We start from the raw sequence: 16,381 nt of genomic DNA, 5'->3' as shown, positions 1-16,381 counted from the left end.
GCAGCAGCGCCAAGCTAGAGTGAACGCCAGCTGTAAACAGCTCGCAAAGAATTTTAAATACGCCGCAGGAGAGATTCGCAATGGCTCAGCAGGGCAGTGGTTATCAGGCTCGCTATAAACGCATTCTACTCAAGCTTAGCGGCGAGGCCCTGATGGGCTCGGAAGAGTTCGGGATCGATCCGAAGGTTCTGGATCGCATGGCGCTGGAAGTCGGTCAACTGGTCGGCATCGGCGTGCAGGTCGGTCTGGTGATCGGCGGTGGCAACCTGTTCCGTGGCGAAGCCCTGAGCAAAGCCGGTATGGATCGGGTTACGGGCGACCACATGGGCATGCTGGCCACTGTGATGAACGCCCTGGCCATGCGCGATGCGCTGGAACGTGCCAATATCTCGGCCATCGTCATGTCGGCCATTTCCATGGTCGGTGTGACCGATCACTACGATCGCCGCAAAGCCATGCGCCACCTGAACTCCAAGGACGTCGTGATCTTCGCCGCCGGTACCGGCAATCCGTTCTTCACCACGGATTCGGCAGCCTGCCTGCGTGCAATCGAAATCGACGCCGACGTTGTGCTCAAGGCCACCAAGGTTGATGGCGTGTACACCGCAGACCCGTTCAAGGACCCGCATGCCGAGAAGTTCGATCATCTGACATATGATGAAGTACTGGATCGCAAGCTGGGTGTAATGGATCTGACTGCCATCTGCCTGTGCCGCGATCACAAGATGCCGCTGCGCGTATTCAACATGAACAAGCCCGGCGCCCTGCTGAACATCGTGCACGGCGGAGCTGAAGGGACATTGATCGAGGAAGGCCAACAATGATCAACGAAATCAAGAAAGACGCCCAGGCGCGTATGCAGAAATCCCTGGACTCTCTGAACCACGCGTTCGGCCAGATCCGTACCGGCAAGGCTCACCCGAGTATCCTCGGCAGCGTCATGGTGCCTTACTACGGCACTGATACCCCGCTGAGCGGCGTTGCCAACGTCACCGTAAAGGACTCTCGCACCCTGCAGGTCGTGGCATTCGAGCGCAACATGCTTGCGGCTGTCGACAAGGCGATCCAGAGCGCCGGCCTGAACCTCAACCCGACCAACCTGGGCGAGTTGCTGCTGATCCCGATGCCTGCCCTTACCGAAGAAACCCGCAAGGGCTTCACCAAGCAGGCCCGTAGTGCAGCGGAAGACGCGCGCGTTGCCGTGCGCAACATTCGTCGTGATGCATTGGGTGAGCTGAAAAAACTGGTCAAGGACAAGGAAATCAGCGAAGACGAAGAACGTCGTGCCATCGCTGATATCGACAAGCTGACCAAGGAATCCGAGGCCCAGATCACCAAGGCCACGGACGAGAAAGAAAAAGACCTGATGGCCGTATAAGGGTCGAGCTTTAAATGGACAAGACCAAGCAGACTGCGCCGTCCGCGGTGCCGCGCCATGTCGCGATCATCATGGATGGCAATAATCGCTGGGCGAAAAAACGCTTTATGCCGGGTGTCGCCGGGCATAAAGCGGGCGTGGATGCTGTGCGGGCGGTGATCGAGGTGTGCGCTGAGGCCAAGGTCGAAGTCCTGACCCTGTTCGCTTTCTCCAGTGAGAACTGGCAGCGCCCGGCCGATGAGGTCAGTGCCTTGATGGACTTGTTCTTCAAGGCCTTGCGTCGTGAGGCCAAGCGCCTCAACGACAACAACATCAGCCTGCGCATCATTGGCGATCGCTCGCGCTTCCACCCTGAGCTTCAGGCGGCGATGCGCGAGGCTGAGGCCATGACGGTCGGTGCCAACCGCTTTGTCCTGCAGATCGCAGCCAATTATGGCGGCCAGTGGGATATCGCTCAGGCCGCGCAACGTCTGGCGCGTGAAGTCCAGGCCGGGCACTTGCGCCCGGAGGACATTACCCCGGATCTGCTGCAGACCTGTCTGGCGACCGGCGATCTGCCGTTGCCTGACCTGTGCATCCGCACCGGTGGCGAGCATCGCATCAGCAACTTCCTGCTGTGGCAGTTGGCCTACGCCGAGCTGTACTTCTCCGACCTGTTCTGGCCGGACTTCAAACACGACGCCATGCGCACCGCGCTGGCCGATTTCGCTTCACGCCAGCGTCGCTTCGGTAAAACGAGCGAGCAGGTCGAAGCTGGAGCCCGGGTTTAATGCTTAAACAACGAATCATCACTGCACTGATCCTGCTGCCGATTGCCTTGTGCGGGTTTTTCCTGCTCAAAGGTGCCGGCTTCGCGCTGTTCATTGGCCTGGTAGTCAGCCTCGGTGCCTGGGAATGGGCGCGTCTGGCCGGCTTCACCGCACAGTCGTTCCGCGTCGGCTTTGCCGCTGTGGTCGCCTTGATGCTGTTTGTCATGTATGTGCTGCCAGGCCTTGCGCCTTGGGTGCTCGGTGCATCGGTGATCTGGTGGGCGATTGCGACTTATCTGGTGCTGACGTATCCACGCTCCAGCGCGCACTGGTCCACGGCGGCAACCAAACTGCTGATCGGCCTGCTGATCCTGCTGCCTGCGTGGCAGGGTCTGGTGCAGATCAAGCAGTACCCGCTGGGTAACTGGTTGATCATGGCGGTGATGGTGCTGGTCTGGGGCGCGGACATCGGGGCTTATTTTTCCGGGCGCAAGTTCGGCAAGCGCAAGCTGGCGCCGCAGGTCAGTCCGGGCAAGAGCTGGGAAGGCGTCTACGGTGGTCTGGCGCTGAGTCTGGTGATTACCGCGATTGTCGGTCTGGTGCGCGACTGGACCGTGGCAGAGTTGCTCAAAGGCTTGATCGGCGCTGCGCTGATCGTCTTCATTTCCGTGGTCGGTGACCTCACCGAGAGCATGTTCAAGCGTCAATCCGGCATCAAGGACAGCAGTAATCTGCTGCCCGGCCATGGCGGCGTGCTGGATCGCATCGACAGCCTGACCGCTGCCATTCCGGTGTTTGCCGTATTGCTCTGGATGGCCGCACCGTGAGTCGCCCCCAGCAGATTACGGTGTTGGGTGCGACTGGTTCGATCGGTCTGAGCACTCTGGATGTGATTGCCCGTCATCCTGAGCGTTATCAGGTTTTTGCATTGAGTGGTTTCACCCGTCTTAGCGAATTGCTCGCGCTGTGCGTTCGTCATGTACCGCAATTTGCCGTGGTGCCTGAAGGTGCTGCGGCGCGTGGGTTGCAGGATGACTTGCGTGCAGCCGGTTTGCCGACTCGTGTGCTGGTAGGCGAGGAGGGCCTGTGTCAGGTCGCCTCCGCGCCTGAAGTCGATGCGGTCATGGCGGCCATTGTCGGTGCGGCGGGTTTGCGTCCGACACTGGCGGCGGTCGAGGCGGGCAAGAAGATTCTGCTGGCCAACAAGGAAGCGCTGGTGATGTCCGGCGCTCTGTTCATGCAGGCCGTGCGCAAAAGCGGTTCGGTACTGCTGCCGATCGACAGTGAGCACAACGCGATTTTTCAGTGCATGCCTGCGGATTTCGCACGCGGCTTGAGCTCGGTGGGTGTGCGGCGGATATTGCTGACGGCCTCTGGCGGTCCTTTCCGGCAGACGCCGATGTCCGAGCTGGCAGATGTTTCGCCTGAACAGGCTTGCGCGCATCCGAACTGGTCCATGGGGCGCAAGATCTCCGTGGATTCGGCAAGCATGATGAACAAGGGCCTTGAGTTGATCGAAGCCTGCTGGTTGTTCGATGCCAAACCGACTCAGGTCGAAGTGGTGATTCATCCGCAGAGCGTGATCCATTCTCTGGTGGATTACGTCGATGGCTCGGTGCTTGCGCAATTGGGCAACCCCGACATGCGCACGCCGATCGCCAACGCCCTGGCCTGGCCGGAGCGTATCGATTCCGGCGTAGCGCCACTGGATCTGTTTGCCATTGCGCGACTGGATTTCGAGGCGCCCGATGAAAGCCGCTTCCCCTGCCTGCGGCTGGCTCGTCAGGCGGCCGAAGCCGGTGACAGCGCGCCGGCGATGCTCAACGCAGCCAATGAAGTGGCCGTGGCAGCGTTTCTCGACGGACGGGTTCGCTACCTGGAAATCGCGAGTATCATCGAGGAAGTCTTGAATCTGGAGCCGGTGGTGGCTCTGCACGACCTCGACGCCGTGTTTACGGCGGACGCGAAAGCGCGAGTGCTGGCCGAGCATTGGTTGAGTCGGCACGGCCGATAGTTTTTTGTAACGCAACGGCGACACGCGACACTGAACAGGATTGCGGAGAAAGTAGATGAGCGCGCTCTATATGATTGCCGGCACCCTGATCGCCCTGGGTGTGCTGGTCACCTTCCACGAATTCGGCCACTTCTGGGTCGCGCGTCGCTGTGGCGTCAAGGTTCTGCGGTTTTCCGTGGGCTTTGGCATGCCGTTGCTGCGCTGGCATGACAAGCAAGGCACCGAGTTCGTGGTCGCCGCGATTCCGCTGGGCGGCTACGTCAAGATGCTCGACGAGCGCGAAGGCGAAGTGCCGGTCGACCAACTCGATCAGTCGTTCAATCGCAAATCGGTACGTCAGCGTATCGCCATTGTTGCCGCCGGCCCGATTGCCAACTTCCTGCTGGCGTTAGTCTTCTTTTGGGTCTTGGCGATGCTCGGCAGCGAGCAGGTGCGTCCGGTCATCGGCGCAGTCGAGTCTGGCAGCATTGCCGCCAAGGCAGGTCTGAACGCTGGCCAGGAGATTGTATCGATCGATGGCGAGCCGACCTCGGGTTGGGCTGCGGTCAATCTGCAACTGGTGCGTCGTCTCGGTGAGAGCGGTGCGATTCAGTTGCTGGTGCGCGAGCAGGGTTCGACGGCAGAATCGCCGCGCACGCTGGCACTGGATAACTGGCTAAAAGGCGCCGACGAGCCGGATCCGATCCGTTCGCTGGGTATTCGTCCATGGCGTCCGGCGTTGCCGCCGGTGCTTGCCGAACTCGATCCGAAAGGTCCGGCGCAGGCAGCCGGGCTGAAAACCGGCGATCGCTTGCTGGCGCTTGATGGCAAGCCACTCGATGACTGGCAGCAGGTGGTCGATACCGTTCGTACGCGTCCTGATACCAAAATCGTGCTGCGCATCGAGCGCGACAATGCTCAAATCGACGTCCCTGTGACCCTGGCGGCACGCGGTGAAAGCAAAGCGCCAAGCGGTTATCTGGGCGCAGGCGTCAAAGCCATCGACTGGCCACCGGAAATGATCCGCGAAGTCAGCTATGGCCCGCTGGCCGCGATTGGCGAGGGTGCCCGTCGCACTTGGACCATGAGCATTCTGACGCTGGATTCACTGAAGAAAATGCTGTTCGGCGAGCTCTCGGTAAAAAACTTGAGTGGACCGATAACCATTGCTAAAGTGGCGGGCGCTTCTGCCCAGTCGGGCGTCGCTGATTTCCTGAATTTCCTTGCTTATCTGAGTATTAGCCTGGGCGTTCTGAATTTGCTGCCCATTCCTGTACTGGATGGGGGGCATTTATTGTTTTATCTGATTGAGTGGGTGCGTGGTCGCCCCTTGTCGGATCGGGTGCAAGGTTGGGGGATACAGATCGGTATCAGTTTGGTGGTCGGGGTGATGTTGCTTGCTCTGGTCAACGATCTGGGTCGACTGTAACGCTTCGCTGAATTGCGAATCTGCCGCATTTTGCGGCAGTTTGTTTATTGCCAGTTGGAATAAGAAAGGACTTCATGAAACGTCTGCTGCTAACTGCGGTTCTCACCGTATTGATGATCGCCGAAGTTCACGCCGAGTCCTTCACTATCTCTGATATTCGCGTCAATGGCCTCCAGCGGGTCTCCGCGGGTAGCGTCTTTGGTGCCTTGCCGTTGAACGTCGGCGAGCAGGCGGATGATCGTCGCCTGGTGGAATCCACTCGTGCGTTGTTCAAAACCGGTTTCTTTCAAGATATCCAGCTGGGCCGCGAAGGCAACGTTCTGGTCATCACCGTGGTCGAGCGTCCCTCGGTCGCCAGTATCGAGATCGAAGGCAACAAGGCGATCTCTACTGAAGACTTGATGAAGGGCCTGAAGCAATCCGGTCTGGCCGAAGGCGAAATCTTCCAGCGCGCCACCCTCGAGGGTGTGCGTAACGAACTGCAACGTCAGTACGTTGCCCAGGGTCGTTACTCCGCTACCGTCGACACCGAAGTGGTTTCGCAGCCGCGTAACCGCGTGGGTCTGAAGGTGAAGATCAACGAAGGTACCGTTGCCGCCATCCAGCACATCAACGTGGTAGGTAATACGGTTTTCCCTGAGGAAGACCTGACCGACCTGTTTGAACTGAAAACCACCAACTGGCTGTCGTTCTTCAAGAACGATGACAAATATGCCCGCGAAAAACTCTCCGGTGACCTGGAGCGTCTGCGTTCCTACTATCTGGATCGCGGCTATATCAATATGGACATCGCTTCGACCCAGGTATCGATTACCCCGGACAAGAAGCACGTCTACATCACCGTCAACGTCACCGAAGGCGAGAAGTACACCGTTCGTGACGTCAAGCTCAGCGGCGACCTGAAAGTCCCTGAAGACCAGGTAAAGTCGCTGTTGCTCGTACAGAAGGGCCAGGTGTTCTCGCGCAAGCTGATGACCACCACCTCCGAGCTGATCACCCGTCGCCTGGGTAACGAGGGCTACACCTTCGCCAACGTCAACGGTATTCCTCAGCCGCATGATGACGACCACACCGTAGACGTCCTCTTCGCTGTCGATCCGGGCAAGCGCGCCTACGTCAATCGCATCAACTTCCGTGGCAACACCAAGTCCGAAGACGAAGTGCTGCGTCGTGAAATGCGTCAGATGGAAGGCGGCTGGGCTTCGACCTACCTGATCGACCAGTCCAAGACCCGTCTGGAGCGTCTGGGCTTCTTCAAGGAAGTCAACGTTGAAACCCCGGCCGTGCCAGGTGTCGACGACCAGGTTGATGTGAACTACGCCGTTGAAGAACAGGCTTCCGGTTCGATCACCGCCAGCGTGGGTTTCGCCCAGAGCGCCGGTCTGATCCTCGGTGGCTCGATCACCCAGAACAACTTCCTCGGTACCGGTAACCGCGTCAGCATCGGTCTGACCCGCAGCGAATACCAGAGCCGTTACAACTTCGGTTACGTTGACCCGTACTGGACCGCTGATGGCGTGAGCCTGGGCTACAACGCGTTCTATCGCACTACTGACTACGACGAGCTCGACACCGACCTTTCGAGCTACGCGGTAGACAGCCTGGGCGCTGGTGTGAACATCGGCTACCCGATCAGCGAGACTTCGCGTCTGACCTTCGGTGCTTCCGTTCAACAGGACGAAATCAGTACCGGTAGCTACACCGTCGACGAAATTTTCGACTTCGTTAACAAGGAAGGCGACAAGTACCTGAACTTCAAGGCGTCTGCCGGCTGGTCCGAGTCCACCTTGAACAAAGGCGTACTGCCGACCCGTGGCCGGTCCCAGAGCCTGACTCTGGAAACCACCATCCCGGGTAGCGACCTTTCCTTCTTCAAGATTGATTACCGTGGTCAGCTGTTCCAGCCGATCACTGAAAACTACACCATGCGCCTGCACACCGAACTGGGTTATGGCGACGGTTACGGTTCGACCGACGGCTTGCCGTTCTACGAAAACTACTATGCGGGTGGCTTCAACTCCGTACGTGGCTTCAAGGACAGCACGCTGGGTCCACGCAGTACACCGAGCCGCGGTGCAGCTGTAACGGGTAACTCGGGTACGCTTGCCGATCCGGATCAGGATCCGCTGCCATTCGGTGGTAACGTGTTGATTCAAGGTGGCGTTGAAGTGTTGTTCCCGCTGCCTTTCGTGAAAGATCAGCGTTCTCTGCGGACCTCGGTGTTCTGGGACGTGGGTAACGTATTCGATTCCAAGTGCGACAAGACCACCAACGCTAGCGCGGGTTCTACGTCCAGCACTCAGTGCAACGACATCAGCCTGAGCAACATGGCCAGCTCCGTAGGTGTGGGCGTGACCTGGGTCACCGCACTGGGACCGTTGAGCTTCGCGCTGGCGATGCCGGTCAAGAAACCGGATGACGCTGAAACTCAAGTGTTCCAATTCTCCCTCGGCCAGACGTTCTAAGCGTCTGACCCAAGATAACGACAATGGATTTTGTAGGAGTGCATCGTGCGTAAGTTGACTCAATTGGTTCTCCTGGCCTCCGTACTGGTGGCAGGCCCGGCGTTCGCCGACATGAAAATTGCCGTGCTGAACTATCAGATGGCACTGCTGGAATCCGACGCGGCGAAGAAGTATGCCGTGGATGCCGAGAAGAAGTTCGGTCCGCAACTGACCAAGCTGAAAACCCTGGAAAGCAGCGCCAAAGGCATTCAGGACCGTCTGATGGCCGGTGGCGACAAAATGCAGCAGGGCGAGCGTGAGCGTCTGGAGCTGGAATTCAAGCAAAAGGCCCGCGACTTCCAGTTCCAGTCCAAGGAGCTGAACGAAGCCAAAGCCGTTGCTGACCGCGAAATGCTCAAGCAGCTGAAGCCGAAGCTGGACAGCGCTGTGGAAGAAGTCATCAAGAAGGGTGGTTTTGACCTGGTGTTCGAGCGTGGCGCAGTCATCGATGTCAAACCTCAGTACGACATCACGCGCCAGGTTATCGAGCGCATGAATCAGCTGAAGTAACCCATGACCGTGACTATCAGGCTCGGCCAGTTGGCCGAGCACCTCGGCGCCACCCTGCGTGGCGACCCCGAGAGGCAAATTACTGGGCTAGCCACTTTGCAAGAGGCTGGCCCAGCTCAGTTGAGCTTTCTGGCAAATCCCCAATACCGCAAATACCTGGCCGGTTCCCAGGCAGCGGCACTGCTGCTCAAGGAAGCCGACGCCGAGGGTTTTGCCGGTAATGCCCTGGTGGTGCCTGATCCTTACCTGGCCTATGCACGCATTTCGCATCTGTTCGATCCAAAGCCAAAAGCGGCTGGCGGGATTCACCCGACAGCGGTGATCGCGGCGGATGCGGTGGTTGACCCGAGTGCCAGCATCGGCCCGTTCGTGGTGATCGAAGCCGGAGCGCGAATCGCTGCACAGGTCACGTTGGGCGCGCATTGCGTAGTCGGCGCGCGCAGCGAAATCGGTGAAGGCGGCTGGCTGGCTCCGCGCGTCACGCTGTATCACGACGTGCGCATCGGCAAGCGTGTGGTTATTCAGTCCGGCGCAGTGATCGGCGGTGAGGGCTTCGGCTTCGCCAACGAGAAAGGTGTCTGGCAGAAAATCGCCCAGATCGGTGGCGTGACCATCGGCGACGATGTCGAGATCGGCGTGAACACCGCCATCGACCGCGGCGCTCTGGCCGATACCGTGATTGGCAATGGCGTGAAGCTCGACAACCAGATTCAGATCGCGCACAACGTCCAGGTCGGTGATCACACCGCCATGGCCGCGTGCGTTGGCATCTCTGGCAGCACCAAAATCGGCAAGCACTGCATGCTGGCCGGTGGTGTTGGTCTGGTCGGCCACATTGATATCTGCGACAACGTTTTCCTGACCGGGATGACCATGGTGACCCACTCGATTACCGAGCCGGGCGCCTATTCTTCCGGCACAGCCATGCAACCGGCGGCCGAATGGCGCAAAAGCGCGGCCCGCATCCGTCAGCTCGATGACATCGCGCGACGGTTGAAACAGCTGGAAAAGCGCGTTGGGGAAGTGACCCCTGACGGCAATGCTTCATCTGATGGCTGATACCATTTCCATATCAAGTGTGCACAGCCTCTGGACTGCCTCCTTGATTTGCTAGAGGAGTGCGCGTCAGTCGCGCTCCCAATCTTTACATAGGCTTTCCCCTGAAATGATGGACATCAACGAGATTCGCGAATACCTGCCTCACCGTTACCCGTTCCTGCTGGTGGACCGGGTGGTGGAACTGGACACTGAAGGCAAGCGAATTCGCGCCTACAAGAATGTCAGCATCAATGAGCCGTTCTTCAACGGTCACTTCCCTGCGCATCCAATCATGCCGGGCGTGCTGATCATCGAAGCGATGGCTCAGGCTGCCGGGATCCTCGGTTTCAAGATGCTCGACGTCAAACCGGCCGACGGCACCCTGTATTACTTCGTCGGTTCCGACAAGCTGCGCTTCCGCCAGCCAGTCAAGCCGGGCGATCAGTTGATCCTTGAAGCGACCTTCATCAGCTGCAAGCGCAAGATCTGGAAGTTCGAGTGCCAGGCTTCGGTGGACGGCAAGCCGGTCTGCTCGGCAGAAATCATCTGCGCGGAACAGAAAGTATGAGTTTGATTGACCCTCGCGCAATCATCGATCCGTCCGCCGTTCTGGCTGACGGCGTCGAGGTCGGCCCGTGGTCGATCATCGGCGCAGGTGTGGAAATCGGCGAGGGTACCGTGATCGGGCCACACGTGATCCTCAAGGGGCCGACCCGCATTGGTAAGCACAATCGCATCTACCAGTTTTCTTCGGTAGGCGAAGACACCCCGGATCTGAAGTACAAAGGCGAGGAAACCCGCCTGGTGATCGGCGACCACAACGTCATCCGTGAAGGCGTGACCATTCACCGTGGCACCGTGCAGGACCGTTCGGAAACCACCCTGGGTGATCACAACCTGATCATGGCCTATGCCCACATCGGCCATGACAGCGTCATCGGCAACCACTGCATTCTGGTCAACAACACTGCGTTGGCCGGGCATGTACACGTTGACGACTGGGCGATCCTCTCCGGTTTCACCCTGGTGCATCAGTACTGCCACATCGGCGCCCACAGCTTTTCCGGCATGGGCACGGCGATCGGCAAGGACGTTCCGGCGTTCGTCACCGTATTCGGCAACCCTGCCGAAGCGCGCAGCATGAACTTCGAAGGCATGCGCCGTCGCGGTTTCAGCGAAGACGCCATTCATGCGCTGCGCCGCGCTTACAAGACCGTCTACCGCCAGGGCCTGACGGTCGAACAGGCGCTGGCCGAACTGGCAGAGCCGTCTGCACAGTTCCCTGAAGTCGCCGTGTTCCGCGATTCGATCCAGGCGTCGACTCGCGGCATCACCCGCTGATCATGGCCAGTCTGCGTATTGCGCTGGTGGCGGGTGAGGCTTCCGGTGACATTCTCGGCGCCGGCCTCATGCGTGCGCTCAAGGCTCAGCACCCGGCAGTCGAGTTCATCGGTGTCGGCGGTCCGCTGATGCAGGCCGAAGGCCTGACCTCGTACTTCCCCATGGAGCGCCTGTCGGTCATGGGCCTGGTCGAAGTCCTCGGGCGGCTGCGTGAATTGCTCAAGCGCCGCAAAGAGCTGATTGCCACACTGATTGCCGCAAAGCCAGACGTGTTCATCGGCATCGATGCGCCGGATTTCAACCTCAATATCGAACTCAAGCTGCGTCAGGCCGGGATCAAGACCGTGCATTACGTCAGCCCGTCGGTGTGGGCATGGCGGCAGAAACGGGTGCTGAAGATCCGCGAAGGCTGCGATCTAATGCTCACCCTGTTGCCGTTCGAAGCGAAATTCTACGAAGAGAAAGGCGTGCCGGTGCGTTTCGTCGGCCATACCTTGGCCGATACCATTCCGCTTGAGGCCGACCGCGCCGCTGCACGTGCCGAGCTGGGTTTGCCCGACGGTCCGCTGGTGGCGCTGATGCCGGGCAGCCGTGGCGGTGAAGTCAGTCGCCTCGGCGCGCTGTTCCTCGACACTGCCGAACGTCTGCGCGCCATGCGTCCGGGCGTGCGCTTTGTCATTCCTTGTGCAAACCCGGAACGCCGGGTGCAGCTCGAGGCTTTGCTCGCTGGCCGGGATTTGCCGGTGGCATTGCTCGACGGTAAATCCCATCTGGCCCTGGCCGCGTGCAACGCGGTGTTGATCGCCTCCGGCACTGCTACCCTTGAAGCGCTGCTGTACAAGCGGCCGATGGTGGTGGCCTATCGGTTGGCGCCGCTGACGTTCTGGATTCTCAAACGCATGGTCAAAAGCCCATACGTGTCTCTGCCCAACTTGCTCGCTCAGCGCTTGCTGGTGCCGGAGCTGTTGCAGGATGATGCGACTGTCGAGGCCTTGGCGCAGACGCTGTCGCCATTGATCGATGGCGGTGATGAACAGACCCGTGGCTTCGACGAGATCCACCGCACGCTGCGGCGCGATGCCTCCAATCAGGCGGCGCAAGCCGTCCTTGACCTGATCGGCAAACCACAATGAGCAAGACAAGCATGCAGATGGGCCTGGATTTCACACTGGTCGCCGAAGTCGAAGAACTGGTCGCCGGTGTCGATGAAGTCGGTCGTGGCCCGTTGTGCGGTGCGGTGGTGACGGCGGCGGTGATTCTCGATCCAAACCGGCCGATCCTCGGCCTCGACGATTCGAAAAAACTCACCGAAGCCAAGCGCGAAAAGCTCTACGACGAGATCTGCGAAAAGGCCCTGAGCTGGTGCATCGCCCGCGCCGAAGTCGAAGAAATCGACGATCTGAATATCCTCCACGCAACCATGCTGGCCATGCAGCGCGCGGTTGCCGGTCTGCACATTCAGCCAAAGCTGGCGATGATCGACGGTAACCGCTGCCCGCATCTGCCGATGCGTGCCGAAGCGGTGATTCAGGGCGACGGCAAGGTGCCGGCGATCGCGGCGGCGTCGATTCTGGCCAAGGTCAGTCGTGACCGCGAGATGGCGGCATTCGAATTGATCTACCCGGGCTACGGCATCGGCGGCCACAAAGGCTACCCGACGCCCGTTCATCTGGAAGCACTGGCGCGGCTCGGCCCGACGCCGATTCACCGCCGCTCGTTTGCCCCGGTACGCCTGGCTTACGAGGCGCGGGAAAGCCTGACGCAGGTTTAGGCGCAAGGCTGATGTTTTATTCGAGGCCCGGTACAATCCGGGCCTCGTTGTCTCTATGTAACTGGACAGGATCACTATGCCGGCTTCATTCGTTCATCTACGCCTGCACACTGAATACTCCCTGGTCGACGGGCTGGTGCGGATCAAGCCGCTGGTCAAGGCGCTGACCGCCATGAACATGCCGGCGGTCGCGGTCACCGACCAGAACAACATGTGTTCCCTGGTCAAGTTCTATAAAAACGCCATGGGCGCCGGCATCAAGCCGATCTGCGGCGCCGACCTGTGGCTGGCGAACAAGGATCCGGATGCACCGCTGAGCCGCCTCAGCCTGCTGGTGATGAACGCTCAGGGTTATCGCAATCTCACCGAATTGATCTCGCGCGGCTTTATCGAAGGCCAGCGCAACGGCATGGTCATCGTCGAGCGCGAGTGGGTGGCCGAGGCCAACGAAGGTTTGATCATGCTGTCCGCCGCCAAAGAAGGCGAGATCGGCATGGCCATGATCGGCGGCAACCCGGCGGAAGCCGAGGCCTTGGCGCGCGAGTGGATGGCGGTGTTCCCGGATCGTTTCTATCTGGAAATCCAGCGCACCAACCGCCCCAACGATGAAGAGCAACTGCACGGCGCCGTGGCGCTGGCCGACAAGCTTGGCGCGCCGCTGGTGGCTACCAACGATGTGCGCTTCATCAAGCAGGAAGACTTCGCCGCCCACGAAACCCGCGTGTGCATCGGTGAGGGCCGCGCCCTTGATGACCCGCGTCGTTCGAAGAATTACAGCGATCAGCAATACCTGAAAAGCGCCGAGGAAATGCTCGAGCTGTTCAGCGATATCCCCGACGCGATCGAAAATACCGTCGAGATCGCCAAGCGCTGCAACATCGATGTGAAGCTGGGCACACACTTCCTGCCCAACTTCCCGATCCCCGATGGCATGACCATCGACGAATATTTCCGCAAGGTCTCCTTCGAAGGTCTCGAAGAGCGCCTGGCGGTGCTGCTGCCCAAAGACACCACCGAAGACTACGAAGCCAAGCGCCAGGTCTACGTCGACCGCTTGAATTTCGAGCTGGATATCATCATCCAGATGGGCTTCCCCGGTTACTTCCTGATCGTGATGGACTTTATCCAGTGGGCCAAGAACAACGGCGTACCGGTAGGTCCGGGCCGTGGGTCGGGTGCCGGATCGCTGGTGGCTTACGTACAGAAGATCACCGACCTCGACCCGCTGGAATATGACCTGCTGTTCGAACGTTTCCTCAACCCGGAGCGGGTTTCCATGCCCGACTTCGACGTCGACTTCTGCATGGACGGCCGTGACCGCGTTATCGATTACGTGGCCGAGAAGTACGGCCGCAATGCGGTGAGCCAGATCATCACCTTCGGTTCCATGGCCGCCAAGGCTGTGGTCCGTGACGTGGCGCGGGTGCAAGGCAAGTCCTACGGCCTGGCGGATCGTCTGTCGAAGATGATTCCGTTCGAAGTCGGCATGACCCTGGAAAAAGCCTACGAGCAGGAAGAGATCCTGCGTGACTTCATCAAGGTCGATGAAGAAGCGGCGGAAATCTGGGAGATGGCGCGCAAGCTCGAGGGCGTGGTGCGTAACGTCGGCAAACACGCCGGTGGTGTGGTGATCGCGCCGACCAAATTGACCGACTTCTCGCCGATCTATTGCGACGAGGCCGGTGACGGTCTGGTGACCCAGTTCGACAAGGACGACGTTGAGGCCGCCGGTCTGGTGAAGTTCGACTTCCTCGGCCTGCGTACCCTGACGATCATCGACTGGGCACTGAAAACCATCAACCGCGACCGCGCCAAGGTCAACGAGCCGCCGCTGGATATCGCTTTTATCCCGCTGGACGACAAACCGACCTACCAGTTGCTGCAAAAAGCCGAAACCACGGCGGTGTTCCAGCTTGAATCCCGAGGCATGAAAGAGCTGATCAAAAAGCTCAAGCCCGACTGCCTGGAAGACTTGATCGCACTGGTGGCACTGTTCCGTCCCGGTCCGCTGCAATCGGGCATGGTGGACGACTTCATCAACCGTAAGCACGGTCGCGCCGAACTGGCCTATCCGCACTCCGACTACCAGTACGACGGCCTCAAGCCGGTACTGGCGCCGACTTACGGCATCATCCTGTATCAGGAACAGGTGATGCAGATTGCCCAGGTCATGGCCGGTTACACCCTCGGTGGTGCGGACATGCTGCGTCGGGCGATGGGTAAGAAAAAGCCTGAAGAAATGGCCAAGCAGCGCGGCGGTTTCATTGAGGGTTGCGCAACCAACGGGATCGACGCGGATCTTGCCGGTAACATTTTCGACCTGGTGGAAAAATTCGCCGGTTACGGCTTCAACAAATCCCACTCCGCCGCCTACGGCCTGGTGTCGTACCAGACCGCTTGGCTCAAAGCCCATTACCCGGCGCCGTTCATGGCCGCGGTACTCTCGGCGGATATGCACAACACCGACAAGGTCGTGACCTTGATCGAAGAAGTGCGGACGATGAAGCTGCGCCTCGACGCGCCGGACGTGAACACTTCGGAGTTCAAGTTCACGGTGAACGACGACGGCCGCATCGTTTACGGCCTCGGCGCGATCAAAGGCGTCGGTGAAGGTCCGGTGGAAGCGATCACCGAAGCGCGTCAGGCCGGTCCGTTCAAGGATCTGTTCGATTTCTGCGCGCGGGTCGACCTCAAGCGCATCAACAAACGAACTCTTGATGGCTTGATTCGCAGCGGCGCGCTGGATCGCCTCGGCCCGTATTTCCACGACGAACAAAAGGCCTATCAGGCCAACATCGACCGTAACCGCGCGGTACTGCTAGCGGCGATGGAAGAGGCGATCAAGGCTGCCGAGCAGACTGCGCGGACCCACGACTCTGGCCACGCCGACCTGTTTGGCGGCTTGTTCGTCGAAGAGGATGCCGATGTTTATGCGTCCCATCGCAAGGCCAAGGAGCTGACCCTCAAGGAACGTCTCAAGGGTGAAAAAGACACTCTGGGCCTGTACCTGACCGGCCACCCGATCGACGAATACGAAGGTGAAATCCGCCGCTTCGCCCGCCAGCGCATCATCGACCTGAAGCCGGCGCGCGACACGCAAACCGTAGCGGGGATGATCATTGCCCTGCGGGTGATGAAGAACAAGAAGGGCGACAAGATGGGTTTCATCACCCTCGACGACCGCTCCGGGCGGATCGAAGCGTCGCTGTTTGCCGATGCGTTCCATTCGGCGCAATCGCTGCTGCAGACCGACGCGATGGTGGTGGTCGAAGGCGAAGTCAGCAATGACGACTTCTCCGGCGGCCTGCGCCTGCGGGTCAAGCGGGTGATGAGCATGGAGGATGCGCGGACCAATCTGGCCGAAAGCCTGCGCCTGAAGCTGCACACCCAGGATCTCAAAGGCGATCAGCTACGCTGGTTGGGCGAACTGCTCAAGCGTCATCGCGGCGCGTGCCCGGTGACCATGGAGTACACCAGCCCGGATGCGAAGACCTTGCTGCAGTTCGGCGAGACCTGGCGGATCGACCCGGCGGATGCCTTGATTCAAGCCCTGCGTGACCAGTTCGGGCGAGACAACGTCTTCCTCCAATACCGTTGACCGGCAAGTGCCATCATTGCGCTTGCCCTCAACCAGAATTTTTAATCTCGACCTCAGCGCGCCTCTCCCT

The 16,381-nt window shown here is 59.7% G+C and carries 14 protein-coding genes; all 14 read left to right on the top strand.

Translation table 11 applies throughout. The features are described from left to right. Positions 1–80 precede the first annotated feature (80 nt). The 14 genes from pyrH to dnaE all read left to right on the top strand — a co-directional run bounded on the left by pyrH (position 81) and on the right by dnaE (position 16,311). The gene (pyrH, locus tag KVG85_RS14920; RefSeq protein ID WP_003222124.1) at positions 81–824 is read left to right on the top strand and encodes a UMP kinase; all 744 of its coding nucleotides are present in this window, start codon (positions 81–83) and stop codon (positions 822–824) included. Next, positions 821–1,378: a ribosome recycling factor gene (gene frr / locus KVG85_RS14915; RefSeq protein ID WP_122603284.1), complete on the top strand. Its 558-nt coding sequence runs from the start codon at positions 821–823 to the stop codon at positions 1,376–1,378. The genes pyrH and frr overlap by 4 nt, the downstream gene beginning before the upstream one ends. 14 nt (positions 1,379–1,392) lie before the next feature. Further along, entirely contained in the window at positions 1,393–2,148 is a 756-nt protein-coding gene (gene uppS, locus KVG85_RS14910) for a polyprenyl diphosphate synthase (protein WP_016771475.1), read from the top strand. Continuing rightward, positions 2,148–2,954, top strand: a complete 807-nt coding sequence (locus KVG85_RS14905) for a phosphatidate cytidylyltransferase (RefSeq protein WP_217864239.1) — start codon at positions 2,148–2,150, stop codon at positions 2,952–2,954. The genes uppS and KVG85_RS14905 overlap by 1 nt, the downstream gene beginning before the upstream one ends. Then, positions 2,951–4,141, top strand: coding sequence for a 1-deoxy-D-xylulose-5-phosphate reductoisomerase (gene ispC, locus KVG85_RS14900; protein ID WP_217864238.1), 1,191 nt, complete (start codon positions 2,951–2,953; stop codon positions 4,139–4,141). The genes KVG85_RS14905 and ispC overlap by 4 nt, the downstream gene beginning before the upstream one ends. A 55-nt stretch (positions 4,142–4,196) precedes the next feature. Then, entirely contained in the window at positions 4,197–5,549 is a 1,353-nt protein-coding gene (gene rseP, locus KVG85_RS14895) for a sigma E protease regulator RseP (protein ID WP_217864237.1), read from the top strand. Between the two features lie 74 nt (positions 5,550–5,623). Further along, entirely contained in the window at positions 5,624–8,014 is a 2,391-nt protein-coding gene (gene bamA / locus KVG85_RS14890) for an outer membrane protein assembly factor BamA (protein WP_122505699.1), read from the top strand. A 45-nt stretch (positions 8,015–8,059) separates the two neighbouring features. Then, positions 8,060–8,563, top strand: coding sequence for an OmpH/Skp family outer membrane protein (locus KVG85_RS14885; RefSeq protein WP_003222140.1), 504 nt, complete (start codon positions 8,060–8,062; stop codon positions 8,561–8,563). A 3-nt stretch (positions 8,564–8,566) separates the two neighbouring features. Then, positions 8,567–9,622 carry a UDP-3-O-(3-hydroxymyristoyl)glucosamine N-acyltransferase gene (gene lpxD / locus KVG85_RS14880; RefSeq protein ID WP_016771470.1) on the top strand — a complete coding sequence of 352 codons (1,056 nt, stop codon included), beginning with the start codon at positions 8,567–8,569 and terminating at the stop codon, positions 9,620–9,622. 106 nt (positions 9,623–9,728) lie between these two features. After that, positions 9,729–10,169, top strand: coding sequence for a 3-hydroxyacyl-ACP dehydratase FabZ (gene fabZ, locus KVG85_RS14875; protein WP_016771469.1), 441 nt, complete (start codon positions 9,729–9,731; stop codon positions 10,167–10,169). Further along, positions 10,166–10,942, top strand: coding sequence for an acyl-ACP--UDP-N-acetylglucosamine O-acyltransferase (gene lpxA / locus KVG85_RS14870; protein ID WP_016771468.1), 777 nt, complete (start codon positions 10,166–10,168; stop codon positions 10,940–10,942). Before fabZ ends, lpxA begins: the two co-directional genes overlap by 4 nt. 2 nt (positions 10,943–10,944) lie before the next feature. After that, complete coding sequence (gene lpxB / locus KVG85_RS14865; RefSeq protein WP_225926675.1) at positions 10,945–12,075, top strand: lipid-A-disaccharide synthase; 1,131 nt, start codon at positions 10,945–10,947, stop codon at positions 12,073–12,075. Between the two features lie 11 nt (positions 12,076–12,086). Next, on the top strand, positions 12,087–12,713 hold the full coding sequence (gene rnhB / locus KVG85_RS14860) for a ribonuclease HII (protein ID WP_016771466.1): 627 nt from the start codon (positions 12,087–12,089) through the stop codon (positions 12,711–12,713). A 76-nt stretch (positions 12,714–12,789) separates the two neighbouring features. Further along, positions 12,790–16,311, top strand: coding sequence for a DNA polymerase III subunit alpha (gene dnaE, locus KVG85_RS14855; RefSeq protein ID WP_217864236.1), 3,522 nt, complete (start codon positions 12,790–12,792; stop codon positions 16,309–16,311). Positions 16,312–16,381: the final 70 nt, after the last annotated feature.

Origin of the sequence: Pseudomonas triticicola (genome assembly GCF_019145375.1) — a bacterium.
GTDB classification, from domain to species: domain Bacteria; phylum Pseudomonadota; class Gammaproteobacteria; order Pseudomonadales; family Pseudomonadaceae; genus Aquipseudomonas; species Aquipseudomonas triticicola.
This window is presented reverse-complemented; position numbering and strand designations above follow the sequence as displayed.

Bases quoted from the DNA above. Each gene is read 5' to 3' on its own strand.
- pyrH (WP_003222124.1), top strand. From the start codon at position 81: ATGGCTCAGCAGGGCAGTGGTTATCAGGCTCGCTATAAACGCATTCTA.
- frr (WP_122603284.1), top strand. From the start codon at position 821: ATGATCAACGAAATCAAGAAAGACGCCCAGGCGCGTATGCAGAAATCC.
- uppS (WP_016771475.1), top strand. From the start codon at position 1,393: ATGGACAAGACCAAGCAGACTGCGCCGTCCGCGGTGCCGCGCCATGTC.
- KVG85_RS14905 (WP_217864239.1), top strand. From the start codon at position 2,148: ATGCTTAAACAACGAATCATCACTGCACTGATCCTGCTGCCGATTGCC.
- rseP (WP_217864237.1), top strand. From the start codon at position 4,197: ATGAGCGCGCTCTATATGATTGCCGGCACCCTGATCGCCCTGGGTGTG.
- bamA (WP_122505699.1), top strand. From the start codon at position 5,624: ATGAAACGTCTGCTGCTAACTGCGGTTCTCACCGTATTGATGATCGCC.
- lpxD (WP_016771470.1), top strand. From the start codon at position 8,567: ATGACCGTGACTATCAGGCTCGGCCAGTTGGCCGAGCACCTCGGCGCC.
- fabZ (WP_016771469.1), top strand. From the start codon at position 9,729: ATGATGGACATCAACGAGATTCGCGAATACCTGCCTCACCGTTACCCG.
- lpxA (WP_016771468.1), top strand. From the start codon at position 10,166: ATGAGTTTGATTGACCCTCGCGCAATCATCGATCCGTCCGCCGTTCTG.
- lpxB (WP_225926675.1), top strand. From the start codon at position 10,945: ATGGCCAGTCTGCGTATTGCGCTGGTGGCGGGTGAGGCTTCCGGTGAC.
- rnhB (WP_016771466.1), top strand. From the start codon at position 12,087: ATGCAGATGGGCCTGGATTTCACACTGGTCGCCGAAGTCGAAGAACTG.
- dnaE (WP_217864236.1), top strand. From the start codon at position 12,790: ATGCCGGCTTCATTCGTTCATCTACGCCTGCACACTGAATACTCCCTG.